Source organism: Lentzea aerocolonigenes (assembly GCF_000974445.1).
GTDB lineage: Bacteria > Actinomycetota > Actinomycetes > Mycobacteriales > Pseudonocardiaceae > Lentzea > Lentzea aerocolonigenes.
Genome location: NZ_BBOJ01000022.1, coordinates 212,724 through 236,665, shown reverse-complemented (window position 1 = coordinate 236,665; position 23,942 = coordinate 212,724). Strand labels below are relative to the sequence as shown.

The window sequence follows — 23,942 nt, the reverse complement described above, 5'->3', positions numbered from 1 at the left end:
CGCGAAGGCAAAAGAAATTTCGTCGCGGACCACGTGCTGAAAAGCCGGTTCCCGGCCGGTTGAGCGCGGTCCAGGGCGTGGTTCGCGGCTGCGTCGATGGGCAGCTCGGCGACGAGCGACCCTGAGCGCGGCGGCCGGCATAGGTACGCGGGACGAGGACGCCGGGGTGCGGGCGGCGGCGTCGCGCTCGGCGCGACGGGGAACGATCGCGACGTGCAGCGGTGCGCCACCGCCCGCGGGGACGAAGACGGCGGCGAGGACGGGCGCCTGCGTCTTCGTGGACTGGAAAGCCTGATGTGGTCCCGAAACGCCACGATGCCCGCCGCACCGGGGGGGAGGCGCGACGGGCATCGGGTTGGGGGGTCTGGGCACACGTATCCCAGTGCTGACCATTATGCCGACTGAAACGACTAAAGGTCAACTACTTCGGCTGTTGCCGGGCGTGATCCCGGTCACTGCCAGGGTTTCGTGGGTGAGCTGCTGGTCCAGCAGCGTGTTGAGCTGCGCCCACACGTCCAGGCCCCACCGCTGCCCGCACGCGGCGCACACGGCTTCCACCTGGTCGGCGTCGATGCGCAGCGCGGGGCGGCGGACGTAGTCGCCTTCGTCGTCGGACCAGACCTGCACGACGTCGACGCGGCAGACCGGGCAGGCCCGGCCGCGCAGCGGAAGCCGCGGTTCGGGGTCGAGCAGCTGCCGGGCCTGCGCCACCCAGCGCGTGGACTTCTCGGCGGCCCACACCACGTAGTCCGGTGCCGCGTGCTGCCAGTGCTCGGCGTGCTCGCCCCACGCCCGCACCTGATCGGACAGCGTCGCCCACAGCTCGTGTCCGTGGCCACGGCAGCACAAGCGGACTTCTCGCCGGATCGAGGCCAGCAGCGACAGCGCGCCCAGACTGGCCGGGGGACGGGAACCCTGCGACGGCCTGCCCGAGACCGCCGAGCCGGGCAACACGGCCTCCTCGACCTGGCGCAGCAGGGTCAGCACCTCGGCGGTCTCGGTGGTGCCGTTCGCGCGGCGCACGACGTGCAGGCCGGGCCGGACGAGCTGGTCCACCGCGACCTCCCAGGACAACCGGGCGGTCGCGGCCTCGTCGCGGCTGGGGACAACCGTGTGGACAGAGTCCGTGTCGGTGTGGACAACCTCGTCGGCGATGTACTGGCGTGCGGCGGTCATGCGGAAGCTCCTTGCGTGGCGGTGCCGGACGCGGCAGCGCCGGACGAAGTCGAGTTGGTGCGCTGGCGCTCGGTCGCGGCCTTGAGCCGGGACGGGTGCATCCGGGTCTCCCGGTCGCGGACCTCGCGCTGGCGCAGGCGGTTGCGGGTCAGAGGGCTGCACGGAACTCCGGCCAGCGCCCTGCAGAACGGGCACGGCACCGAACGGGCGAGCGCGTGCTTCTCGTGCCCGCTCCAGCCCATCGCCGCGTAGACCTTGCCGACGCCCCGCGCGCCCGCCGCCTGGTCGGCGACCCTGTCGCGCGGCAGCGGCGGCCTGGCCGAGCTCGGCGTGCCCGTGGCGGCCGGCCTGGACCGCGCGAGCTCGATCAACCGGGCGACCTCGGCCGCAGTGGCGCGCTGAACCCGGTTCGGTGCCATCGAGCTCAACGCCGCGTGGCACTCGCCGACGCTCCGGCCCCACAGCGTCCGCAGCCAGTCGGTCACCACGTCCTCGGACGCGGTGTCGTCGGCGGTGATCCGGTAGTGCGCCAACAGCGCCCGCATGGCACTGCGGTTGAGCTGCTGGGCTCCGTGCTCGCTCACGCCGCCGCCCCCGTCAACGCGCTCTCCGCGCCGTCGTGTGCGGGTTCATCGGCGGGGTCGTCGGCTGCTGGCGTGTCGAGCCCTGCGGCCTGGTGCAGCGCGCGTTCCAGGATCGCGTCCAGCGTCGCCGCATCGGCGTGGCCGGGCAGCTCGCCACGCACCGCCAGCCCGATCGGGCTGGTGTCGTCGTCGGCGATCGCGTCGGCCCTGATCGCCTCCCAGTTCGCCGCCGCCACCTGCTCCCGCCGACGCGCCTCAGGCGACGCGGCAGTGCAGCGGGCGCGCATCGCCTCGCCGACCAGCTCGGCCAGCATCGACGTCGAAAGCTGCTTTCCCGCCCACAACCGCAGCCCTGAAGCGATGGCCGCGGGCTCGACCTCGTCGCGCAACAGCCCGATCACCTCGCCGCGCAAGCGGTCGAGGACCTGCCGGGGTTGACGTGGGCAGTGGGCGGACACCAGCCTCTCGGCTTCACGGCGGCGCAGCTGCCGCACCGAAGACGCCTCGAGTTCGCCCTCCACGCCGGCGACAGCGGGAGCCTCGGCGGAAACCCTGGCGAGCGGAGCGGCCTCGCGTGTACGCGCGGGCGTGTCCGCGTCCGTGTGCGCAGGCACAGGCGCGGGAACACCCACTTGAGTTTTAACCAACGTAAGAGGGACTACTCCAAGCTCCATCTCCCTACTCCCTTCTCCCCTACCTCGCGGCGAAGGGTTCGCGGAAGGGTTCGGCGAAGGGTTCGCGGCAGGGTTCACCGCAGGTGTGGGCACGGTCGGCGGGGCGGTGTCGGGCGTGGGCGCCGGGCCGGTGGTGACGGTGTCGGCCGGAGTGGTGGGCGTGGTGCGGGCAGTACCGCGCACGGTCATCGCGGCCATGACCGAGGCGGGCAGCTCCCGCGCGCCTGCCTCCAGCTCGTCGGCGGCGACGGCCGGAGACGGCCCGGTGATCTCGACCGGCAGCCGCCGCAGCTCCGCGGCGAGCGCCCGGCGCAGCAACGGCGATTCGATCTCGAACGCCGAGCGCAGTGCGGCCCGCAGGACGTTGGGCTGCTTGTAGAGCTTGTCCGAGCGGATGAACGAGCGGATCAGCAGCTCGTCGGTGTCGTGGTCGACGACGATGAAGCGGGCGGCGTCCAGCTCGGCCAGCGCGGCGCGGATGCTGTCGGTGCTCTGGTCCGGGTGCGCCTTGGCCCAGCGCTTCACCGAGACGGTGAGCTCGCCGGAGTAGGCGAGTTTGCGTTGCATGCACAGCTGGACGTACATGATCTTGGCGAGTGCGGACAGGGTGATGAAGTCCTGGTCGTCCCACATGGACAGGTAGAAGCGAGCGTGGTCGCGTGCCACAGAAACGTTCCCCCGTAACGGAAATGGCGAGTGGTCAGCACGAGATGGCCGCGCGACGGTGCACGGCAACGAAGACAGAGGTTCAGGCGGCTGGGTGCGCGGCGGCGCGTGCGTGGAGTAGCGCGGGCGCGGCGAGATTGAGCGCGTAGACGCGCATCAGCTTCCCGCCGTTCTTGCCCCTGGTATCGGTCGAGCGCACGTAACGGCCGGTCGGCACCAGCACGTCCAGCGAGAGCATCCGCCGCACGGTCACGCCCACCATCGGTGGCGCGACCCAGGACGGAATGCCTGTGCGCCAGCGGTTCGCGGTGGTCTCGCGGAACGGATCGCGCAGCGCGTCGTCCACGATCACGGCCGTCACCGCGCACACGCTTGCGCGGTTGCGCGGCTCGGCCGCCAGCAGGGCGGCGATCTGCTCGACGGTGCTGCCGTAGTCCAGCGGCAGGCCGATCAGGTGCTTGGCGACCTCGGCGGCGAGATCACCCAGCACGGTCGGGGCATCCCCAGGGCGAGCCCGGCCGGTCTCCCGTGACCGGCCGGGCTTCCTCCGGGTGCTCACGCCGCGTCCAGCAACCAGAACTTCCGGACGGGTGCGATCTCCTCGCACTCACGCGCGACCTCAGGATGCCGTGCTCTCAACAGCTTCGGCGAGATCGTCACGCGCAACTCGTTGGACCAGCGGACGACGGGAACACCGTTGACGGTGCCGAACTCCCGATCGCCAAGGCGGTCCTTGACGGTGCCGCGCAACGTGTTGCGCAAGCTGGTGAGCTTGCCGATCTGCTCCTCGACGATGCGGAGCAGGGTGATGTCGTGCGCCTGGTCGTCCAGCGCAACGGTTGGGACAGTGGACACGGTGATGCTGTTCTCGGTCATCGCGATGACCGCCCTCCCTGGGCGGTCGACAAGCGGGCTGTGGTGGTCAGCGGCCCTCGCGGCCGGACACCCGCAGGTATCCGGCCCTCGATAGCTCGGCCATCCACGCCGACAACATCGCTTCCACATCAGCCGACACACGCCCGTGAACGCGTCGCTTCCTCATGAAGCCCCCCAGGACTCGTGACGAAAGTTGTTGACCTTGCAATTCCACGTTGCCTGAACTCCACCAGAGCGTCAAGCGAAAACGCGACACTCGTTCATATCGTCGCGCAGCGTGTCGACACGTGCGGTGTGGGTCAAGTGGGTGATCCGGACGCTGATCGGGCACGATCTGCACTACGATTCGGCCCCGAACAACGGTGGGGATGTTCGTGACGAGACCAACGGCGGGTCGCGGTCGTCCACTGGATGGTCGAAAATTGGCCTATGGGTGCGCCGGTTGGTAGGAATGGCGCACTTCGCAACTGGGTACAGCCGGACTGCCTCAGGGGAAGCACGACGCAGGACGGCGCGGGGGGACAACCATGACCACAGGTGAACCGGGCAACGACAACGCCGGTAACCGAGAGACCCACATCGGCAGACTCGTCCGGAAGTACGCGGGCGGGCGGTCGATCAGGTCGATCGAGCGAAGCAACAACCTGCCGCACGACAGCTTGTCGCGCTACGTCCGTGGAAAGTGGGATCACCGCAGCCTGAACCTGGACGTCATGGAGCGCCTGGCCGCAGCACTCGGGACGAGCATCGACGAGGTCAGCGAGGCCTTCGCGCTCGACTCCGAGTTCCCCGTTCAAGGTCGCCCGCTCAAGATCGAGGAAGCCAACCTCCTGGACTTCTACGAGGAACTCACCCCAGACGGACGCGTCGCCCTGCTGGCGCTGGCCCAAGCACTCCGCGACAAGTTCCCAGCCCAGCCGTCCCCCTGAAACGACCTGCAGGGTTGCCAAAGCGGTTGAAGGCGCAACCGTTGTACGGTGGGGCCTCCGAATCTGACTGACCAGCCAACGACGGCCAGGTCCAGCGCGTCTACTCGTCGGGGAGGACCAGACGACGCGCTAGGGAAGCGGCTCGAAGACAACGTCGTCGGACCGCACGATGGGGGATGTGCTTTGTGGAACCACTTGTCACGTTCGTAGAAGGCCAGAGACCGCACTGGACGATCAGCACCGACCGACACGGCAACCGAGTCCTGCACATCCGACAGGGCGCACCCATCACCGCGTTCCTCTACAACCTGATCGGCGAGCTGGCCGTACAACGGGGCCTCATCGACGAACTGCCGCAAGCGCTTGGTCCGCGGAAGGCCAACACCGTTCCGGTGCCCCGACGCGAAGCAGACGCGTTTCTCCAGTGCCTTCAGGAACTGTGCGCCGAAGACGGCTAACGTTCGACCGTTGGTGACGGACTTTGTTGTTTGTCCTCGTCGAGATCCAGTGAATCACGCGCTGGCGGTGTCGGCTGGACTCGACCGACTGATCTTCGCGAGGATGGCGGCATGGGCGTACTGGTGCTGGGTGGCAGTTGGTTCCTTGGTCGTGCGGTGGTGGACGCCGCACTCGCAGCGCAGCTCGACGTGACCACGTTTCGGCGTGGTCAGTCAGGGGAAGGCGCAGCCGGCGTAAAGCTGGTGCGCGGCGACCGCACCAACGCGGCGGACCTTGCGCGACTGGCCGGCGAGGGGCCTTGGGATCTGGTGCTGGACACGACGGGCTATGTCCCCCGCGAGGCGCTCGCCGTGGCTCGTGCCCTGGAGTCCACGGCGGCCCGTTACGTCTTCGTCAGCACGGTGTCGGTCTATGAGGGCTGGCCCACCGAGCCACTAACCGATGACTCCCCGGTGCTCGATTGTCCATCGGACGCAGGCCCGGACTATGGGTACGACGGTGATCCGGGACCGTCTACCTACGGGTTCGGCAAGGCGGGTTGTGAGCGGGCGATCCTGGAGACCTTCGGCCCAGAGCGGACAACCGTCCTACGCCCCGGCGTGATCCTCGGCCCGCGTGAGTACGTCGGTCGGTTGCCCTGGTGGTTGCGACGATTCGAGCGCGGCGGACAAGTCCTGTGCCCTGGCGATCCAGGACGGTCGATCCAGCCGGTTGACGTCCGCGACGTTGCACAGTTCGCTCTTGACGCTCCAGCTGGTGTCTTCAACGTTACTGCTCCAGGAACGGACACGTTCGGCTCGTTCTTGGGTGCGTGTGCCGAGGTGACGAAGTCCTCGGCAGAAGCGGTGTGGGTTGACGAAAGCTACTTGGTCGGCCAAGGCCTCAAGCAATGGACCGAGCTTCCCTTGTGGCGCACCTACGCAGGAGCCTGGGACGTTGACTCCTCGCGTGCTCGTGCCACCGGGCTCACAACGAGGCCGCTACGTGACACCGTCGTGGACACGTGGAACTGGATGCACGACGGCGAGTTGGTCGCGCATGAGCGAGCGGGCGAGCTCGGGATCGCCCCAGAGCAAGAAGCCGCCGTGCTGACTGCATGGGCCGAACGCCGGGGCGGCCGGTAGACCGCTCAGGAACCGATGGCGCGGCGCGCAGCGGTGCGGGGCAAGCTGCGCTCCGCGAAGTCCTCGATGGCTTCACCGAGCCTTCCAGCTTCGACAGCGCCGCGGAATCGTCCAGCCCCCAGCACCCCGCCGAGGCGGGTCAAGCGCCGAACCAACGCTTCGGTGCGCCGGTCAGGCTCAAGTCCGAACACGGACGCCAACGCATCCTCTGCCCCTGCCAGGTCGCCCCGAAGAACCCGTGCAGTTCCAAGGTCGATCCGTGCACCCTGTTCTCCGGCTCCCCACCTGACGTCGTCGGGCATCTGACCGAACAGTTCCAGGGCGGCGGTCGCCTCCGCTTCGGCACGGTTCCCATCTCCGAGCGCCACGTAAACCGCGCCTGCGCACAAAGCGCGGCGCGAACGGTCGAACCCCAGCTCTCCACCGACCTCGTCAAGAAGTGGATCACTGCCCGCCCGCTCAAGTTCAGCAGAGGCCGCGTCGAGGGCGCTGGCTGCCTCATCTCGCGCGCCAATCAATGCAAGTGCCCGCGCCTGAACTGACAGCAATCGCGCTCGGGCGGTCCCACTCGGTGCCGTCGTCAACGCAGCCTCCGCGATGCGGACCGCCCGACGAGGTTGGTCCGACCAGAACGCGCATGTCACCTGATGTGCTCGCGCCCACGCCTGCAACGACAGGTGGTCGATCACCGATCCATAAGTGTGCGCAGCGCGAGCGTGCTCCTCGGCGACGTCGGGATAGCCGAGGTCCCAGGAAACGGACGAGAGAAGTCCGCTCACCTGGCCAGCGATCAGATACAGCTCAGCCTTCTGCCGAGGCTTCTCGATGCGATCCAGCTGGGTGTAGACCACCTGCCGGAGTTGCATGAGGTCGGTGAACATCTCGAACGACGGCGTGACGTAGTAGGCATGGGCCGCTCGTCGCGCCTCCGCGTGAAGCTGTTCAAGAGCGGACGGGTCTAGCGCAGACGCAGCCTGGACAGCGTGCTCCACGGAATCCCGACCAGCCTTCACAATCAATTCCTCCTCGCTCAACTCGACGATCGGCACAACGTTCGCCGCGCCGTGATCGGGTGGCCCGAGTAGTTGCGCGACTGGCTCCTTCCACATGTGCTGAAGCACGCGGCGCGCAACGGGTAGCGGGCTTGACGAGCCGCCTCTGAGCCAGCGCCTCGCCTGCGGTTCGCTGACCGTTGCCGTTTCGCCGATCTCAGTAGCAGCGGCTGCGTAGCTCGCCATGAAGTCGGCCACGGTCATGGTGGCACCTTGTACGAGCTGCTCAAGCCGCGTGCGCGGTTCAGGCTGCGCCATCTTCCGACCTCCGTCGTCGACTCAACAGTAAGCGGCGAATGGCGGCCTTCGCCCCGCCCGCGGGGCCGTGATCACCAGATGATCACCAGATGATCGGTCCGTGATCTGCCGATGATTGGCCCAAACGACCATCTTGGTGTCTTGGCAAGCGACCTGTTGCGAACGTCACCCGCGATGCGGCCGATGCCCACAGGTTCGAGTCGAGCAACGGCACAGCGAGGAAGTTCTCCATGACCACGCAGACCGATGGCAGACGCGTTGCCCAACACTCTCCGACGGGCACGCGGTCGGTACTGCACCCTGAGGCCGCGAGGTGCACCCCCAGTACGGCATCGCCGGCCTCGTCGGGGGGTGAGTTGTCTCGTGGCGGCGCGGTGGCAGCTCACCCCCCGGTTCCCGCTACCCACCTCTACGCGAGCGGACTTGACTGGCCCGTGCTCACGAAGGGTGCGAGCATCTACCTCCTGTGCGGCCAGCGTGTGGACATCGTTTCGATGCCGAGCGGGCTTGCGGGTGAGGTCAACAACTCGTTGAAGCTGCTGGGGTTGGATGCGGCTGTCCTGGAGATCCAAGGCACGTCGCGCCATTGGGCGTTCTTCTGCCAGTCGCAGCCACCAAGTATCACGAGCCTGGGAGCGCTGGAACACCGCGGCGTCAGGCACTACGGCACGAACGCGCTTTTTCAGCTGCCGCCGAGTCCTAGCTGTGACTCGGAATCGCTGCGCTGGATTTGCCCGCCGATAGAAGGCCTGTCAGTCCTTCCGTTGATCGGCGCGGTTGTCTCCTGTGCACAGACAGCCTTGCGGCGTTAGTCGGGTTCGGATTGCTCTGGGGGTAACCGTGGACGTAGACACGATCTTTAGGCAACTGTATGGAGCGGGCTTTCGGTCGCTGCCAATGCCGAGTACGACCGCGCAGGACGATGGCCTGTTGTGGTACCGGGCCGGGGCGGATCGCATCGACACCCTTGCAGCTTGGGGGCCTGGTTATTCGGCAGGCTTGCTAGTCCCGTCCGCCAGAAACTGGACTCGCCCGTTCGCGCCGTCGACGGCGATCTATCGGCATGTCGGACCACTGGAAGAAGTGGCTAAAGCGCTTATCGAGTTTGACTAGCGCCTCGATTTTCCCTGCCGCAGTTGTTGTAGTCGACGGTGGGGAGCAAGAGGAAATAGGCGACGGAAGAAGTCGCCCGGATTAGGAGGATGGCGAGGATGAACAGGTCAGGTCAGATTCAGGTGGTTGCAGCGCCGGACGACGACCCGGAGCTGATGGTCGAGCTCGGCGACGTCGCGGACCTGACGCTCGGAGGCCCTGGGGAGGGCCGCGAGAACAAGCGCCGCGAGGTCGGCTGATCCATTCGTGTGCGTTGGTGCCCGGCTCTGCCCAGCCGGGCACCAACGCCACCTGGGGAGGTAAACACATGTTCTGGTACGGCGGCTTTCGAGGGCCAGCTCAAGCGCGACGCGAACCGCGACACTCCAGCAGAATGTGGTTCGACGTCGCCGACTGCTGGCTGGTCGGATCACGGCAGGAACAGGAGATCCGAACGGCCCGGACCGCCAGCCGGAGTGTTGCCGTCGTCGGTTCGTGTGGTGCCTCTGAGGCTGACCTCGCGCGTCTGGCCACGCATGGCGTACCGGATGACATCGTGCGACGTTGGCCGGGTGCATACACCGTGGTGGAGACCACCGACGAGGCCACGACGGTGTGGACTGACCTCGGCGGGGTCTGGCCGATCTACACCCTGGCCGCCGACAACGGGGTCTACTGGGCGTCGAGTTCGCGTGCCTTGGCGGCGCTGACCGCGCAGGAACTCGACTCCCACCAACTCGCCGTCGAACTGCTTGCTCCGGCCGTCGCGCGGATGTCGCACGATCGGTCGATGTTCGCCGGCGTCGCCCTGGCGCCGTCCGGCCACCGCGTGGTGCTGTCCAACACCGGGCAGCTGGACGTTCAGCAGGTGTGGCGCCCGCAGTCGCGTTCGGGAGACCTGCCGTTCCAGCTTCGAGTTGAACTGTCGTTGGCCGCGGCAGTGCGCGTGGAGAGCGCGAAGAATCCCACCGTGGACCTGTCGGGAGGACTCGACTCCACAACTCTGGCTCTCCTCTCGGCCGAGTACTTGTGTCCTGACAGGACGATCACCGGGGTAACCGTCCACGCCACCGACGCAACCACAGAGGGGGATCTCGGGTACGCCCGTGAAGCTGGGTTGCACCCCGGCATCACGCACCGGTTCATGCCGATCGGCGCCACCGGATACGAGCCGTACCGCGCTCTCGACACGGTGCCGGTCACTGACGAGCCCGCCCCGTCCACCATCGCGTACAAGCACTTTGCTGCTCAGCTCGACTGGATGCGCGACCAGTTCGGAACCGACTGTCACATGACCGGAGACGGCGGCGACAGTCTGCTGTGCACTGAGCCGATCATGCTCGCCGACCTGGTCGCTAGCCGTCGGCTCCGCCGCGCGTGGACCGAATCTGTTGCCTTGGCTCGACTACGCCGCTATGCGGTGTGGCCGTTGCTCGCGGACTCCATCCGCACTGCTCGAAGTGATCGACCAAATGCGCTGTGGTCGCTTGCCCGAGCGTGGCGCACAGGCACACCCGCTCGAAACGCCTCGGCGGTCAACTGGGTCCCAGTGGCGTTGCAACCGCGCTGGTCCACGGCCGAGGCTCGCGAACTGGCAGCATCCCTGGTCACTGGTATCGCTGCGCATTCGGCCCCTTTGCCTCGATCGGGCTTCACGTCGCTTGTAGCCGCTGAGGCAATGTCTGTGGTTGGCCGGACTGCGAGGGCGGACGTACAGCTTGCGGAACATCACGGTGTGCCGCTGCATAACCCGTTCCTTGATTCCCGCGTCGTCGACACGTACTTGTCGATTTCGTTGGATTCTCGGCCTGGGCCTGCCGAGTACAAACCCGTGCTGCGGCGCGCAATGGAGGACTTGTTTCCGCCTGCACTTGCGAGGCGTACCACGAAAGGTAGCTTCACGTCCGACTTCTACCAGGGAATTCGGGCGAACCTCGGCGCGCTTCACGAGCTTGCCGACGGGCATCTCGCCACCCTCGGGCTGGTCGACCCCGCCAGGCTCCGTCATGCGCTTTCCTCTGCTGCGGCCGGAGTGCCGGGCGCGTTCGAGTCTGTCGACCCGGTCATCAGTGCCGAGGCGTGGCTACGGGCTTTGTTCTCAGCAGAACCCGTCGAGTGGTCGCCCACCCAGCGAGCCGGAGAAGATGCTTCGTGATCCGCTACCTCACTGCCCCGGCGCACATCGTGGCGTGCGATCTTGGCCCGGCCACGGTCGTTGTGAACTACCGCTCCGGCGGCGTGCACACCCTGATCGGACCGTCGGCACGGTGGTGGGCGGAACTGGCAGCCACAGGTGATCTGTCCAGGTCGAACGGCCTGGACTCGCAGCCGATGATGGACGTGTGCGAGCGATTGCGCCAGGCCGAAGTCTTGATCGAGGCGGCGACGCCCACGCCGTGGACGGCGCCGGTCGCCGGACAGTCGTGGACCTTGAGTTTTGGTACGCAGGAGGCACAAGCCGGATGGTCCAGCCCGCGACGTGCACCACGAGGAGCGTTGTTGATTGCGGGGATGGCCCTGGTGCTGGTTTTGGGGACGCTTCGTGTTGGTCGGCGGCGCAGGAGGATGGCGCGGATTCTCCGTTTGCTGAGCTGGGTCAACCGGCGACCTGCTCAGCTGGCCACCGTCGGCCACGCGGACGAGGTCCTGAACGCAGTGCGTTGGGTCGCGCTGTTCGTGCCGAGTCGGGTGGCGTGTCTTGAGGAATCTGTTGCCGCCGTGCTGGCGCTGAGCTTGTCCGGACGGCGGGCTACATGGTGCCACGGCGTGGCCGCAGACCCCATTCGGTTCCACTGCTGGGTGGACGTGAACGGACAGCCCGTTGCGGAGCCCTCGTCAACGCTTCGATACACACCATTGAAAACCGTTCCGGAACAGAACTAAGAGGAGACGATCACCATCAGCGAGAACACCAGCGAACCGATCATCTGGCTGAGCGACGGCAAGGTTGGACTCGGGCCGTTCGACAGCGCCCTGGCCGAGTCCTACTGGCGATGGGAGAGCGACCCACGGGTGCGCGTTGGCTACGGCCAGCAGACCCCTGAATCGCTGGAAGAGCGCATCGCCAACGTCGCGATCCAGGTCAAGAACACGATGCACTCAGCCCGGTTCACCATCTACGACCTGTCGGGCGACGAGCCCGTGCCGGTAGGCACCACGACGCTGGAGATCGACCACCGCCAGCGCAGCGCCGAGTTCTTCATCCTGATCGGTCCTGCCGAGAACCGCGGTCGGGGGATCGGTAGCGCCGCGACCCGGCTCACCCTGGACTACGGCTTCCATGTGACGAACCTGCGTTGCATCTACCTGTCAGTGCTGGCGCCCAACGTCGCGGGTGTCAAGGCCTACGAGAAGGCCGGGTTCCGGCAGATCGGCGAGCGTCGCCAGTCTGGTTACTGGGCAGGCGAACCGTGCAACGAAGTGCTGATGGACGCGATTCCTGCTGACTTCCCCGGCCTCTCCGTGGTGAAGCAGCAAGTCAACGAATCGCGATAGGGGACGCCGCAGCGGCGGGCTCCGGCCCGCCCTCGGCGAAGGCCGAAGGGGGATTGATGTCCCGAGTGTTCGCGGGACGGGTGCCGTGGGGGACCAGCCAAGCGACAGGCGAGCCGGAATGCGCCGGCTCGGCGGTCCGAAAGGTTGAGAGCTTCGAGTGTCCGGCAGGTCACCAATTCGACATGCCGTTCGCGCACGATGCCGAGCTGCCCGACACGTGGGAGTGCCGACGTCACGGCCGGGAGTCACAGCGGCTCGCGGTCGTGCCAACGCCCAAAGTCCTCAAGCCTCCGCGCACGCACTGGGACATGTTGCTGGAGCGGCGTTCGATCTGGGACCTGCAAGTGCTGTTGGACGAGGCGTTGGAGAAGCTCCGCCGAGACCGGCGGGCCGTTGTCGCACCTGTCGACTAGTCCGATTGGTCGATAACCGTCCATCCGTCGCAGATTCAGCGGATCGTAATGTGACGATTGCGCGGAGTGATCGAAGTAGGGGGATGCAGTGTCAGTCAAGAGCCGCGCACTTCTGGTAGTCGTGGCCGTTGCTGCGGTGGCAGTCGCGGTGCCCGAGGTAGGAACGATGATCGGCGACGGGTTCAAGAACCTCATCGGCGGCGTCGAACTCGTGGGTGAGGGCGAAACCCAGTTCATGGTGGCGGCGTCGGCGGCCTCGCAGGTGAGCCGGTGCACCCCTCAGAAGAGCCTCGAAGAGAAGGCGTGCGAGGACCTGAAGTTCGTGATCCTCGACGCGGCCAAGATGCCCTTCATCACGCGCAACGTGTCCACCGCGTGGAAGGCCGGTCACCCTGGCGTGCTGACGAAGGACTCGACGCGTCAGGCGGACAACCGCAAGAAGGTGTGCCTGCCCAGCTTCCCCCGCCCCTACGGCGGGCAGTGCGACGAGTACCCCTTCGCGAGCTCCAGGCAGGGCGGCGCGGGCTCGCAGGAGCACGAGGTGCCTGCACGTGAAAATCAGTGCCAAGGTGGCACACTGAGTACCAAGTACGTCGCAGCTCGGATCGTGGATGGAGATGACTTTCTCGTCGTGATCACCCACCCGGACAAGATCGCTCCCGGACCGTTCCAAGGCATCGACATCGCGTTGGGACAGAGCTGCTGATGACCTCCCCGAACACCACGATGGACGTGGAAGTCCAGATCGATCACGGTCAGGTCTACGTCTACGGCGTTGCCCCCGATCCAGAGCGCGAATCGGTACTCAAAGCGCTCGACGATGCCCATCAGACGCGCCGCTTCGTCGGTGTGGCTGACGGCCTGGTTGACGTCCTCACCCCAGTGCAGTGGAACCTGAACGCTCCGATGCGGATCGAGGTGTGGGAAGCCGAGCCGCCGGACGATGACGACAACTGGGATCAGGTGGTCGATGTCGATCTCGACGTACCGGACGGGCGGCTCTACTTCGAGGCGTCTGGCGGCTGGAATCCACTGAACTTTGAGGTGCCGACCGGGCGCTATCGGGCGCGTGTCTCCAGCCAGGGCTATACGGAGGCCAGAGAGGGAGCGGAGGGCCTCGACTCGTATCGGTTCCGCCTGTGGCCACGGGACCAGGAGTCCGCTCCGCAGCTCCGCAAGGCATGGCCCGGCTGGGACAGCATGATCTGAGGGTCGGGCCGGAGGGCAAGGGCGACGCCCTCCGGCCAGCACAAATCAGCGGCAGGTGCCACGGGGTCCAACGATCTTGATGGCCAGTTCAGGCCCCTGAGCTGCTACAACAGAGTTCTCATACTGTGTAGTCAGGTCCACTCTTCGGAGAACCCCTCTGATCTTGCGGTTTACGCAGGTCAGAGGGGTTTCTTTGTGTTTCACCGGTGATCACCTCTTGATCGCCTTGTGCTGCTCTGGTGGAGAGGTTCTGGAGCGGCTTTCTCCAGGGATGATCGTTTCCTGGGTCGGTGGCCTGCGTGGATGTGGTGTCCCTCTTACCAACGGGGTGAGGGTCGCTGTGTCTGGTTATGAGGCAACGGGACCGGAGAGTCGCCGAGTGATTGGTTCTGGTGCCGGTGGGTGTGCTTTGACGGCTGAGCCAGGTTTGTGGCTGTGACGCTGTCCGTGGAACGTGAGGCCCGGCAGGATGGGAACGGTGCGGGCGCGTGTGCGTGGCCTGTCCTCGTTGCCGTTGACGGCTGGTTCAAGGATCCGTTGAGCAAAGGTGCTGCGCCACAAACAGGTTCCATCGTCCGCTGTGAACACGAGCTCGCTGTCGTGCCGCTGGAGGTGGTCGCGCAGAATCTTGATCAGAAATGGCGGAGGCTCGGACACGTAGTCGATCGCCGGCCCCAACGAGTCGCCAGGCCGCTGGTGCCACTGATGCCAGGCGGGTACGCGGTTGGCGCGCGTGCCACCAGGGACAGCGGCAAGACGTTCTGGTGCCACGTGCGCCGGGCGTCCATCGCGGCCACGATCAACGCCTTCGCCGCCGGTGGCGCCGTTTCGAACCGTTGCAGCAACGCGGGCCTACCCGCCAGGTGCTGCGTAATCCGTCCGAGGCGCGTTCGACCGCCCAGGCGGCCGTGGATCCTGGTGGGCGATGCGATCGGTGTCGCAGACCAGCGGCTCCGCAGACGATTCCCAGGTGAAGATCACGGAGTTGTGCTGTCAGATCGACAGCTCTGCTGCTCGCGGGAGACGAACGGTGAACAGCGCCCCGCCCGGCGACTCGGCGGTCACGCTGCCGCCGTGGGCCTCGACGAGGTGTCGCACGATGGGCAGACCTAGTCCGCTGCCGCCAGTGTGCCGTGCCCGCGATCGATCCGCTCGCCAGAACCGGTCGAAGACGTGCGGCAGGTCGCCTGGGTCGATACCGGGGCCGGTGTCACGCACCGTGATCACCGCTTCGCCGCCCTCGACGAACGCGGTCACCGTCACCTCGCCGGTGATGGGGGTGTGCCGCAGCGCGTTCGACACCAGGTTGCCGAGAGCCTGCCTCAGGCGTGCCTCGTCGGCGACGATCACCGGATCACCTGCCGTCGAGCCGGTCAGCCGGGCTGTTCCCACTCCACGGTGGGTGGTGACGACCTGGTCGACGATGTCGGAGAGGCGCAGCGGTTCGGGATTCAGGCGCAGCTGTCCGGCGTCGGCGGCAGCGAGGTCCTGCAGGTCGCTGACGATTCGTTGGAGCAGCAGCGTTTCGTCCAGCACGATCGAGGCGAGCCCGCGGTCCAGCGGTAACAGGCCGTCCTCCACCGCTTCCAGGCGGCCGCGGATGGTGTTGAGCGGGTTGCGCAACTCGTGGGCGATGTCGCCGACCATCCGGCGGCGCTGCTCGTCGAGATCCTGGCGGCGATCCTGCAGTGAGTTGAACGCCTGCGCCAGATAGCCGATCTCGTCACGCGTGCTCACCGGAGCGCGCTCGTCCCGGACGGCCGCCGCGGTCAGTCCGCGCAGTGGCAGGGAGAGCTTGGACGACACGAAGATCATCGCGAGCATCGCGACCGCGACCACCGCCAGCACGACCAGCGCGATCCGCACCCAGCCGTCCCGGTTCAGGGTGAGCTCGTTGCCGTGCGCGGTAGCCGGATCCAGGACGAACAGCAGCGCGGGCGGCGCGACGAACGCCGCCAGTTGCTGACGTCGTGCCGAGTCCACACAGGACCGGTTGGCCAGGGTGTCGTTTCCGGACGTGGGCGTGAGGTCGAGGCCGACCGCGGCCGGGGGCAGGCCCTGGCGTTGCAGGCAGGCGTGGAGCAGGTCGTTCAGCTGGGCGAGGGCGGCCTTCTCGGTGGTGGTCGGAGCCTGGAGTTCCTCCAGTCCACACTTGAGCAGCCTGACCTGGTTGTCGAAGCCGGGGGCGGCGGTGATCCTGACGCGGCCTGTCGGCAGCTCCCGCACCTGGTAGCGCACGCCATCGCCATGCAGGCAGAACGTCACTTTCGCGGCCAGCGTCTGCTGCCGGGCCCGTTCCTCGGGGGTGAGCTGAAACGGCCCTGTCGCACGGGGATCGACGTGGTCCGGCCCGATGTCGGGCACCAGCTCCGAGTCGACCTTCAAGGGGTCGATCACCGCGCTGGCCTCGGCCGGCAGTGACAGCGGCTCCTTCCCGCCGGAGTCCACGAGCGGCTGTCTGTCCATTGTGGTCACCGCGACTCGGCGTCCTGATCGGACGGACGCGACCCTCACCTGTTCGGCGGCGTCGGACCAGCGCGGGTTCCTGGCGGCGAAGCCGAGCAGGTCGTTGTAGACGGTGGCCGCCCTCGACAGCGCCGCTCCCCGTTCCTGCTGGATCTCCCGTGTCGTCGTGGTGACCGCGAGCCAGGCGGTGGCGGCGATCGACCCGATCGCGATGAGCACCGAGATGGCCGTCAGCCGCACCACCAGCGTGCGGCGCAGCGGGATCCTAGGAGCCATCGGTCAGCTTGTAGCCGACGCCGAACACGGTCACCAGACGGGCCGGCCTGCTCGGATCGCGCTCGATCTTCTTGCGCAGGTTGAGCACGTGCGCGTCGATGATCCGCGGCGTCACGTACGCGTCGGTACCCCTGGTCAGCTCGAGCAGCTGCTGCCGGGTGAACACCCGGTCCGGCTGCCGCACCATGACCTCCAGGAGCTGGAACTCGCCGTACGTGCACTCGACGGAGATGCCGTCGATCGTGACCTGGTGCCGTACCGGGTCGACGACGAGGTCACCCAGCCGATGTGCCTGCGCTCGGTCCGCGAGCTCCCTCGGTTTCGCGCGGCGCAGCAGCGTGCGCACGCGGGCGGTGAGCTCGCGGGGACTGTAGGGCTTGGTCAGGTAGTCGTCGGCACCGAAGTCGAGTCCTCGCACCAGGTCGTACTCCGACGAGCGGGCGGTGAGGACGAGGATCGGCACCTCGGATTCCGCGCGCAACGCACGACAGACGTCGAGACCGTCCATCCCCGGCAGCATCACGTCGAGCACCAGCAGGTCCGGCTGCTGTTCACGGGCCCGTGTCAGTGCGATCGCGCCGTCGTGCACCACCGTGACGGAATGGCCTTCCGCCGTGAGGTAGATCCCGATCACCTGCGCCTGGTTCGGGTCGTCCTCGGCGACCAGCACGTGAGCGCACATGCCGCCACTCTATGGGCAGGCACATCAGGTCAGACACCACCGGCACCTCGCTCTGACAAGATCCTCACATCCGCTGGCCAGGCTTTCCGGCATGACCAGCTCTTCCCGACCTGCGGCGCTGGGCGCCGCGGTGCTGACGATCGTGCTCACGGGATGCGCTCAGAAAGCGCCCGAAACGCCGTCCGTCGCCGAACTTCCCGACAAACCCGCTCCCTCCTCGGCACCCTCGAATGCGACCCCGGCCAAGGGCCCGGACAAGCATCCGCAGCAAACGCTGGACACCACGGACGCCGAGTTGTGGGGCTGGTGGAACACGTGGGGGAAATGCCTGGCCGCCAAAGGGGTGCCGACCTTCTCGAAGCGCAACGACCAGGTTGAGGTCACCTTCCCGACCCAGGAGGGAAACGCCGGCAAGGACACCACCTACAAGGACGCGTTCGCCCAGTGCGACATCCTGCGGCCTCTGCTGAACCCCTTGCTGTCCCCCGACACCAACCCCCGCTACCTGGACCAGTACCGCGTCGAGATCAAGTGCCTGAACGACAACGGCCTGAAGGTCACCCCGTTGCCCAACGGCGGCGGCTACAACTACGACGGCACACCGACCATGTCCCAGGACCAGCAGACCAAGATCGAGTTCGACTGCCGCAAGAAGGCCTACGGTGGGTAGTAGAAGGACGGTGTTCGCGGCGCTGGCGGTGATCGCCGTGGCGTCGGCGACGTGGTATCTCTGGCCTGCCCGTTCCGCCGCACCGGCCCTTCAGGCGACCGGCGCGGAAACGCGATCCACCACCACGGTCACCAAAACGACGTTGACCACGTCCGACACGGTCGGTGGCACGCTCGGCTACGGCAGGCTGCGCACCCTCAAGACCACCAAGCCCGGCCTGGTCACCTGGCTGCCCCAGCCGGGAGCGGTGGTGTCCCAGGGCGAGCGGCTGTACTCGGTCGACGACAAGCCGATCACCCTCATGTACGGCGGCACGCCGTTGTACCGCAAGCTCGACTCGATCGGCATGATCGGGGGCGACGTCACCGTGGTCGCGGACAACCTGAAGGCAATGGGGTACCGCCTCGACGCGCCGAAGTCCGGGGTGAAGAAGGAGACCGCGCTCACCTCGTCCCTGGTGGACGCGATCAAGCGCTATCAGAAGACGATCGGCGTCGAGCCCAATGGAGTGCTCGACGTCGGTGACGCGGTCGTCCTCGACGGACCGGTCAGGGTAGGTGCCGTGCAGGCCCAGCTCGGCGACAGCGCCTCGGCCCCGCTGATGACGGTCAGCGGCACGGCCAAGGCGGTGACCGTGGAGCTGGACGCCGCCGCGGCCACCCGCGTCAAGACCGGTGACGCGGTGACCATCACACTCGCCGACGGCACCACCACACCGGGCAAGGTCAGCGCGGTCACGGCGCCCGAGCAGGCCGCGGGCACCGACAGCTCGACACCGGCCAAGATGAGCGTGCTCATCGGTTTCGACGAGCCTCCAGCCAACGGGACAGCCGACTCCGGCCGGGTCCAGGTCACGTTCACCGCGCAGACCAAGGCCGACGTGCTGGCCGTTCCCGTCGGCGCGCTGCTCGCGGTCAAACAGGGTGGCTACGCGTTGCAGCTGCCAGAAGGCCGGCTCCTCCCGGTGGCCACCGGGCTGTTCGCCAAGGGCATGGTCGAGGTCAGCGGCCCGGACGTGACCGAAGGCCTGAAGGTCGTGGTCGCGTCATGACCCCTGTTCTCGCGGTGCGGGGCGTGAGCAAGACCTACCCCGGTGGTGTCGTCGCGCTCGACGACGTCACCCTGAGCATCCACGCGGGAGAGTTGCTCGCGATCGTCGGGCCGTCCGGCTCCGGCAAGTCCACCCTGCTCACCGTCATGGGCACGCTCGACCGGCCGTCGTCAGGCAGCGTCGAGATCAACGGCCGTGACGTGGCGGCGCTGCCCGATGCCGAACTCTCCGCGGTGCGCGGGCGGTTCATCGGATTCGTCTTCCAGCACTTCCACCTGATCGAGGGCCTGTCCGCGACGGCCAACGTGATCATCGGCCTGCTCTACAGCGGTGTGCCGAGGCGGCGTCGCCGGGAGCTCGCGCTGGCGGCGCTGGACCGCGTCGGACTCACGCACCGCGCCGGGCACCTGCCGAGTCAGCTCTCCGGTGGTGAACGTCAGCGCGTCGCGGTGGCGCGGGCGTTGGTCAAGGAACCCGCTCTGCTGCTCGCCGACGAACCGACCGGCGCGCTCGACACCGCGACCGGGACCGCCCTGATCGACCTCCTGGCGACGCTCAACGCCGAGGGCACCACCATCGCGGTGATCACTCACGACCGGGACATCGCCGCGCGACTGCCGCGCCGGGTCGAACTCCGCGACGGCAGACTCGTGGCCGACTCGGAGCGTGCGCATGCGTGATCTCATCGCCGCCGGACTGATCGGCCTGCGGGCGCGCAAGGCCCGTGCCGCCCTGTCCGCGCTCGGCATCTCGATCGGCATCGCCACCCTCGTGCTCGTCACCGGCATCCCCGCGTCCAGCCAGCGTGCTTTGCTGGACGAACTGTCCGCCCTCGGCACCAACGTTCTCGCGGTGTCGTCTCCCGGCAAGATCGAACCGCCCGTGCCGCTGCCGGTCGAGTCGCCGGCGATGGTGCGGCGGATCGCCCCGGTGACCGAGGCGAGTTCGGTGGGCAAGACGACCGCGCAGGTCACCCGCTCGGACCGGTCGGACCCGTCCGAAGTGTCGGGGGTGAGCGTGCAGGCCGCCGAACTCGGCCTGCTCCCCGCCGTCAACGGCCGGATGCAGGCGGGCCGCTTCCTGGACGAGGCAACGCAGTCGTTCCCGACCGCCGTGCTCGGCGCGGTGGCGGCCACCCGGCTCGGCGTGGGGCCGGAGGGAGCGCCGCAGATCTACGTCGGCGGCACCTGGTTCACGGTGATCGGTGTGCTCGCACCCATGCCGCTGTACCCGGAGCTGGAACGGTCGGTGCTGGTCGGCTGGCCGGCCGCACAGCGCCATCTCGGGTTCGGCGGCCATCCCAGCACGATCTACCTCCGTGCCACCGAGTCGGCGGTCGAGGACGTCCGCGCCGTGCTGCCCGCCACGGTCAACCCGGCCCGGCCGGACGCCGTGCAGGTCACCAAGCCATCGGACGCGCTGGCGGCCAAACGCGTCACCCAGACCGCGCTGTCCGGCCTGTTCCTGGGCCTGGCAGGGGTGGCGTTGCTGGTGGGCGGGATCGGGGTCGCCAACACCATGGTCATCTCGGTGCTCGAACGCCGCCGCGAGATCGGCCTGCGCCGTGCCCTGGGCGCGCGCCGCGGCCAGATCCTCGGCCAGTTCCTCACCGAGTCGGTTGCGCTGTCAGGGCTCGGCGGCCTGTTCGGCACCCTGCTCGGATCGGTCGCGGCAGCCGGTTACGCCACCCGGCAGCACTGGCCCGTCGTCCTGGAGCCGGGACTCCTCGCCGCAGGCTGCGCCGGGGCGTTGCTGATCGGAGTGGTTGCTGGGCTCTACCCGTCGATGCGGGCGGCCGGGGTGATGCCGACCGAAGCCCTCGCCACCTGAGAAGGTCACCAACCGACGGCGGGGCATTCCGGTCAGCGCGCCGGATTTCTGCACCGAGATGTGGGCGTCCCGCAGTTCGGCGAAAGTGGTCGTCAGGAGACGTCGGCTCGTTGTTGTCCGCACTCTCGGAGAGTTCCTTCACGAGGGCGTGCGTTTTTCCGTGATGTCCGGTGCTAATCGGGTTTTCGTCAGTTCACATCACGCTCGTGTTCATTCGGCGACGTGCTGGGGATGCGGGCGGGTAGGGCGCTGACGAAGGGGTCATGACCAGCCACAAGCGCATGCGCCGATGCCGGCCGAGGTGGCCGTTCGCGTGTTCTCGAACCCTCTTGAATCACTGTCAATCCCCGTAGGAGTGCGCTAAGTTGGGGCTGTCGGTAAAACTTGCGAAACCTCATTGCGCTGAAGCATCGGGCACCTTCATGACGGGAGACAGCAGCACGTGGAAACCACTGGACCACGCACCGCCGAAAGCATTGCCGCGCACTTCCACGACGTCGATTCCTCTGCCGTCCCCGAGGATTTCATCGCCTATCTGCAGAAGATGGAGGAGAGCGAGAGCGGTCGTGCGGTGCGGGAGGCCACCTATCGCGCCGTGGAGGTCGCCGGGAGCAGGGGAGCGGACATCGGGTGCGGCGCCGGACGTGCCGTCGCGGATCTCGTGCGGCTCGGGAAGGACGCTGTCGGGGTCGACAGCAGTCAGGCCATGGTCGACGCGGCTCTGGCCCGGTTCCCGCACTGTCACGTGGTCAGGGGCAGTGCCTTCGAGTTGCCGTTCGAGGACGCTGAACTGTCGTGGTACCGGTCGGAGCGGACCTTCCTCCACTTCCCCGAGCCCGCCGTGGCGCTGTCCGAGGCCCGCAGGGTGTTGAGGCCGGGCGGGACGATCGTGCTCGCGGACCCCGATCTCGCGTCGCTGGTGGTGAGTTCGCGGATCCCGGAGACGACCGAGGTGGTCAAGGACGCGTTCTGCGCGGCCGTCCCGAATCCCCACGCCGGTACCCACAACGCCTACAGCCTCGCCGACGCCGGATTCACCGACATCTCCGTCGTTCCCGTCATGGCGAACCTGAACGACCACGCGTCCGCGTTCGGCGTGGTGCTGGAGCCGGCTCTGACGGCGGCTCTCACCCAGGGCGCTGTCAGTGAGGAGGCGGCGGCGCGGTGGAAGGACGACCTGGGCGATCTTTCCCGCCGGAACGCCTTCACCGCGACGGCGATCTTCTTCGTCACCACGGCCCGCCTGGCGTCGTAGGTCAGAGGACTCCGGTGGTCGGGTCGCCTGGGCGGTCCGACCACCCTCCTCAGTCGGCTGAGTGCGCACGAAGCCGTTGCCGGAGAAGGTTCTTGCGCACCTTGCCGGTCTCGTTGCGCGGCAGCTGGGGCAGGAGTTCCAGACGGGACGGCTGGCACCATTCGCTCATGCCGAGGCCGTCGAGCCAGTCGCGCAGGCCGTCGAGGGTGGGCGTCCGGACTCCCGGTACGACGACCGCGCAGGCGAGTTCGCCGCCGTGGCCGTCCGGGTAGCCGACCAGGGCGACGTCCCGCACGTCGGGGTGGTCCAGCAGCACCGACTCGACGTCGCTGACCGGGATCATGATGACGCCGATCCGGTCCTCGGCGCGGCCGTGCAGCCGGATGCCGCCGTGGCCGTCCGGCGCCGCCAGGTCACCGGTGTCGTACCAGCCGTCGTCGTGCTCGGCCAGCACGGTCAGCCGGCCGTCGTCGCGGCCCCAGGTGGCCAGGCACAGCGAAGGGCTGCGGACGTGGAGACGCCCGGGTCGCTCGTCGCTGATCGGGTGGTCGGCCCGCAGGTCCATCTCGTGGCCGGGGGCACCGCGCCCGATGGTGCGGCCGGCCAGTTCCGGGTGCTCTCCGGTGCGGGTGAAGGTGCTGGCGCCCTCCGTCATGCCCCAGCCCACGTCCAGCGGGATTCCGAACGTCTCGGTCACTCGCCTGAACAGCGGCTGCGGGACGACGGTGCCTCCCGCGCGGATGATCCGCACCGTGGGCAGTCGCTGCGACGTGCGTTCCATCGCGTCGATCAGGACGGACAGGAAGACCGGGACGATGACCATCCAGCTGACCTCGGCCTGGGCCAGGAAACCGATGACGGACTCCGGCTCCCAGCGGTCCGTCACGACCGCGCAGGCCCCGCGGTGCACCGGCATGAAGATGCCCATGTTGAGGCCGACGATGTGCGTCGCCGCGTTCGGTGAGTAGATGCGGCTGTCCTGGTCGATGCCGTCGGCGGCTGCCAGAGGGGCGTACCAGGCGTACGAGGTGTTGAGGGTGTGCAGGACGGCCTTCGGCTCGCCGGAGGTACCGGAGGTGAACAGCACCAGGGAGACCCGATCCGGGTCCACAACGGACGGATCCGGCAGGGTGCCGTGTTCCGTCTGCTCGAAGTACTCGCGGAAGTCGACGTCGCCGTCCGCGGTCCGTTCGCCGAGCACCACGCGGTGACGCAGTGCGGGCAGCCTGGGTGCCATCTCGGCCAGCGCCGCCGCGTGGTCGAAGTCGTCCCACCGGTCGACGGTCACGCAGACGACGGCCTCCAGCCGGCGGAGCATCCGTTCCAGCTCACGGGGGCGGAACGCGCACATGATCGGCGCCGCCACGGCCCCGAGCCGGGCGCAGGCCAGCACCAGCGGCCCGACCTGCCAGACGTTCGGCAGCTGCATCGCAACGACCTGACCGCTGCGCACCCCCAGCGCGTGCAGCGCGCCGGCGAAGCGGTCCACGTACTCGGCGTACTGCGCGTAGCTCAGCTCCAGGGTGCCCCGGCCGGCCTCCCGCACGAGAAGAGCGGGGGCGTTGGGAGTCTCGGCACGCCACCGCGCCAGGTCGTCCAGGATGGTGCCGGAGCGCCAGTGGCCGTCCTTGCGGTACTGCTCCACTGTGGTGGCGTCGGGGCGCAAGGTGGTGATCGGGTTCACGAGTTCCGCCTGTTCCGAGTT

General features: G+C 67.7%; 23 protein-coding genes. 14 read left to right on the top strand and 9 right to left on the bottom strand.

All coding sequences use genetic code 11. The features are described 5' to 3' along the window. Window positions 1–417 precede the first annotated feature (417 nt). The 5 genes from AOM45_RS37465 to AOM45_RS37445 all read right to left on the bottom strand — a co-directional run bounded on the left by AOM45_RS37465 (window position 418) and on the right by AOM45_RS37445 (window position 3,976). Window positions 418–1,176: a DUF7341 domain-containing protein gene (locus tag AOM45_RS37465; RefSeq protein ID WP_030470437.1), complete on the bottom strand. Its 759-nt coding sequence runs from the start codon at window positions 1,174–1,176 to the stop codon at window positions 418–420. Further along, complete coding sequence (locus AOM45_RS37460) at window positions 1,173–1,760, bottom strand: zinc finger domain-containing protein (protein ID WP_030470438.1); 588 nt, start codon at window positions 1,758–1,760, stop codon at window positions 1,173–1,175. Before AOM45_RS37460 ends, AOM45_RS37465 begins: the two co-directional genes overlap by 4 nt. Further along, complete coding sequence (locus AOM45_RS37455) at window positions 1,757–3,100, bottom strand: hypothetical protein (protein ID WP_030470439.1); 1,344 nt, start codon at window positions 3,098–3,100, stop codon at window positions 1,757–1,759. Before AOM45_RS37455 ends, AOM45_RS37460 begins: the two co-directional genes overlap by 4 nt. Window positions 3,101–3,182: 82 nt before the next feature. After that, window positions 3,183–3,659: a hypothetical protein gene (locus tag AOM45_RS37450; protein WP_156094121.1), complete on the bottom strand. Its 477-nt coding sequence runs from the start codon at window positions 3,657–3,659 to the stop codon at window positions 3,183–3,185. After that, on the bottom strand, window positions 3,656–3,976 hold the full coding sequence (locus AOM45_RS37445; protein ID WP_030470441.1) for a hypothetical protein: 321 nt from the start codon (window positions 3,974–3,976) through the stop codon (window positions 3,656–3,658). Before AOM45_RS37445 ends, AOM45_RS37450 begins: the two co-directional genes overlap by 4 nt. Before the next feature lie 527 nt (window positions 3,977–4,503). Between AOM45_RS37445 and AOM45_RS37440 the strand changes: the two genes are divergently transcribed. After that, window positions 4,504–4,905 (top strand): helix-turn-helix domain-containing protein, encoded by a 402-nt coding sequence (locus AOM45_RS37440; protein ID WP_030470442.1) that lies wholly within the window; start codon window positions 4,504–4,506, stop codon window positions 4,903–4,905. Between the two features lie 569 nt (window positions 4,906–5,474). Continuing rightward, window positions 5,475–6,488 carry an NAD-dependent epimerase/dehydratase family protein gene (locus AOM45_RS37430; protein ID WP_030470444.1) on the top strand — a complete coding sequence of 338 codons (1,014 nt, stop codon included), beginning with the start codon at window positions 5,475–5,477 and terminating at the stop codon, window positions 6,486–6,488. Between the two features lie 5 nt (window positions 6,489–6,493). Here the strand turns inward: AOM45_RS37430 and AOM45_RS37425 are convergent, their stop codons facing one another. Further along, entirely contained in the window at window positions 6,494–7,798 is a 1,305-nt protein-coding gene (locus AOM45_RS37425; RefSeq protein WP_051784171.1) for an NsdA family TPR-like regulatory protein, read from the bottom strand. 1,211 nt (window positions 7,799–9,009) lie between these two features. Between AOM45_RS37425 and AOM45_RS51335 the strand changes: the two genes are divergently transcribed. The 7 genes from AOM45_RS51335 (at window position 9,010) to AOM45_RS37395 (ending at window position 14,007) form a co-directional block, all read left to right on the top strand. Beyond that, window positions 9,010–9,150: an albusnodin family lasso peptide gene (locus tag AOM45_RS51335; protein WP_162185713.1), complete on the top strand. Its 141-nt coding sequence runs from the start codon at window positions 9,010–9,012 to the stop codon at window positions 9,148–9,150. Window positions 9,151–9,218: 68 nt separating this feature from the next. Further along, the gene (locus AOM45_RS37415) at window positions 9,219–11,045 is read left to right on the top strand and encodes an albusnodin/ikarugamycin family macrolactam cyclase (protein WP_030470447.1); all 1,827 of its coding nucleotides are present in this window, start codon (window positions 9,219–9,221) and stop codon (window positions 11,043–11,045) included. Then, window positions 11,042–11,773, top strand: a complete 732-nt coding sequence (locus AOM45_RS50085; protein ID WP_081902437.1) for a lasso peptide biosynthesis B2 protein — start codon at window positions 11,042–11,044, stop codon at window positions 11,771–11,773. Before AOM45_RS37415 ends, AOM45_RS50085 begins: the two co-directional genes overlap by 4 nt. Window positions 11,774–11,782: 9 nt before the next feature. Beyond that, the gene (locus AOM45_RS37410) at window positions 11,783–12,385 is read left to right on the top strand and encodes a GNAT family N-acetyltransferase (RefSeq protein WP_308202644.1); all 603 of its coding nucleotides are present in this window, start codon (window positions 11,783–11,785) and stop codon (window positions 12,383–12,385) included. Between the two features lie 56 nt (window positions 12,386–12,441). After that, on the top strand, window positions 12,442–12,798 hold the full coding sequence (locus AOM45_RS37405; protein ID WP_081902442.1) for an RNA polymerase-binding protein RbpA: 357 nt from the start codon (window positions 12,442–12,444) through the stop codon (window positions 12,796–12,798). An 88-nt stretch (window positions 12,799–12,886) separates the two neighbouring features. Beyond that, window positions 12,887–13,504 (top strand): NucA/NucB deoxyribonuclease domain-containing protein, encoded by a 618-nt coding sequence (locus tag AOM45_RS37400; protein WP_156094124.1) that lies wholly within the window; start codon window positions 12,887–12,889, stop codon window positions 13,502–13,504. Further along, window positions 13,504–14,007 carry a hypothetical protein gene (locus AOM45_RS37395; RefSeq protein ID WP_030470451.1) on the top strand — a complete coding sequence of 168 codons (504 nt, stop codon included), beginning with the start codon at window positions 13,504–13,506 and terminating at the stop codon, window positions 14,005–14,007. Before AOM45_RS37400 ends, AOM45_RS37395 begins: the two co-directional genes overlap by 1 nt. A 993-nt stretch (window positions 14,008–15,000) precedes the next feature. On the opposite strand, the gene AOM45_RS37390 is transcribed toward AOM45_RS37395, so the two are convergent. Together AOM45_RS37390 and AOM45_RS37385 are read right to left on the bottom strand one after the other, a co-directional pair. Then, complete coding sequence (locus AOM45_RS37390) at window positions 15,001–16,749, bottom strand: sensor histidine kinase (protein ID WP_035911974.1); 1,749 nt, start codon at window positions 16,747–16,749, stop codon at window positions 15,001–15,003. Further along, entirely contained in the window at window positions 16,739–17,431 is a 693-nt protein-coding gene (locus tag AOM45_RS37385) for a response regulator (protein ID WP_030470453.1), read from the bottom strand. The genes AOM45_RS37390 and AOM45_RS37385 overlap by 11 nt, the downstream gene beginning before the upstream one ends. A 91-nt stretch (window positions 17,432–17,522) precedes the next feature. On the opposite strand from AOM45_RS37385, the gene AOM45_RS37380 reads away from it, so the two are divergent. From AOM45_RS37380 to AOM45_RS37360, 5 genes are all read left to right on the top strand, one after another. Next, window positions 17,523–18,101: a hypothetical protein gene (locus tag AOM45_RS37380; protein ID WP_156094125.1), complete on the top strand. Its 579-nt coding sequence runs from the start codon at window positions 17,523–17,525 to the stop codon at window positions 18,099–18,101. Next, window positions 18,094–19,152, top strand: a complete 1,059-nt coding sequence (locus AOM45_RS37375; RefSeq protein ID WP_063757122.1) for an efflux RND transporter periplasmic adaptor subunit — start codon at window positions 18,094–18,096, stop codon at window positions 19,150–19,152. The genes AOM45_RS37380 and AOM45_RS37375 overlap by 8 nt, the downstream gene beginning before the upstream one ends. Further along, window positions 19,149–19,832, top strand: a complete 684-nt coding sequence (locus tag AOM45_RS37370; RefSeq protein ID WP_030470456.1) for an ABC transporter ATP-binding protein — start codon at window positions 19,149–19,151, stop codon at window positions 19,830–19,832. Before AOM45_RS37375 ends, AOM45_RS37370 begins: the two co-directional genes overlap by 4 nt. Next, window positions 19,825–20,982 (top strand): ABC transporter permease, encoded by a 1,158-nt coding sequence (locus tag AOM45_RS37365; protein WP_051784186.1) that lies wholly within the window; start codon window positions 19,825–19,827, stop codon window positions 20,980–20,982. Before AOM45_RS37370 ends, AOM45_RS37365 begins: the two co-directional genes overlap by 8 nt. 442 nt (window positions 20,983–21,424) lie before the next feature. Beyond that, a complete protein-coding gene (locus AOM45_RS37360) occupies window positions 21,425–22,237 on the top strand; it encodes a methyltransferase domain-containing protein (protein ID WP_051784174.1) in 813 nt (270 codons plus the stop codon). Window positions 22,238–22,286: 49 nt separating this feature from the next. Here the strand turns inward: AOM45_RS37360 and AOM45_RS37355 are convergent, their stop codons facing one another. Continuing rightward, window positions 22,287–23,921, bottom strand: coding sequence for an AMP-binding protein (locus AOM45_RS37355; protein WP_035911976.1), 1,635 nt, complete (start codon window positions 23,919–23,921; stop codon window positions 22,287–22,289). Window positions 23,922–23,942 lie beyond the last annotated feature (21 nt).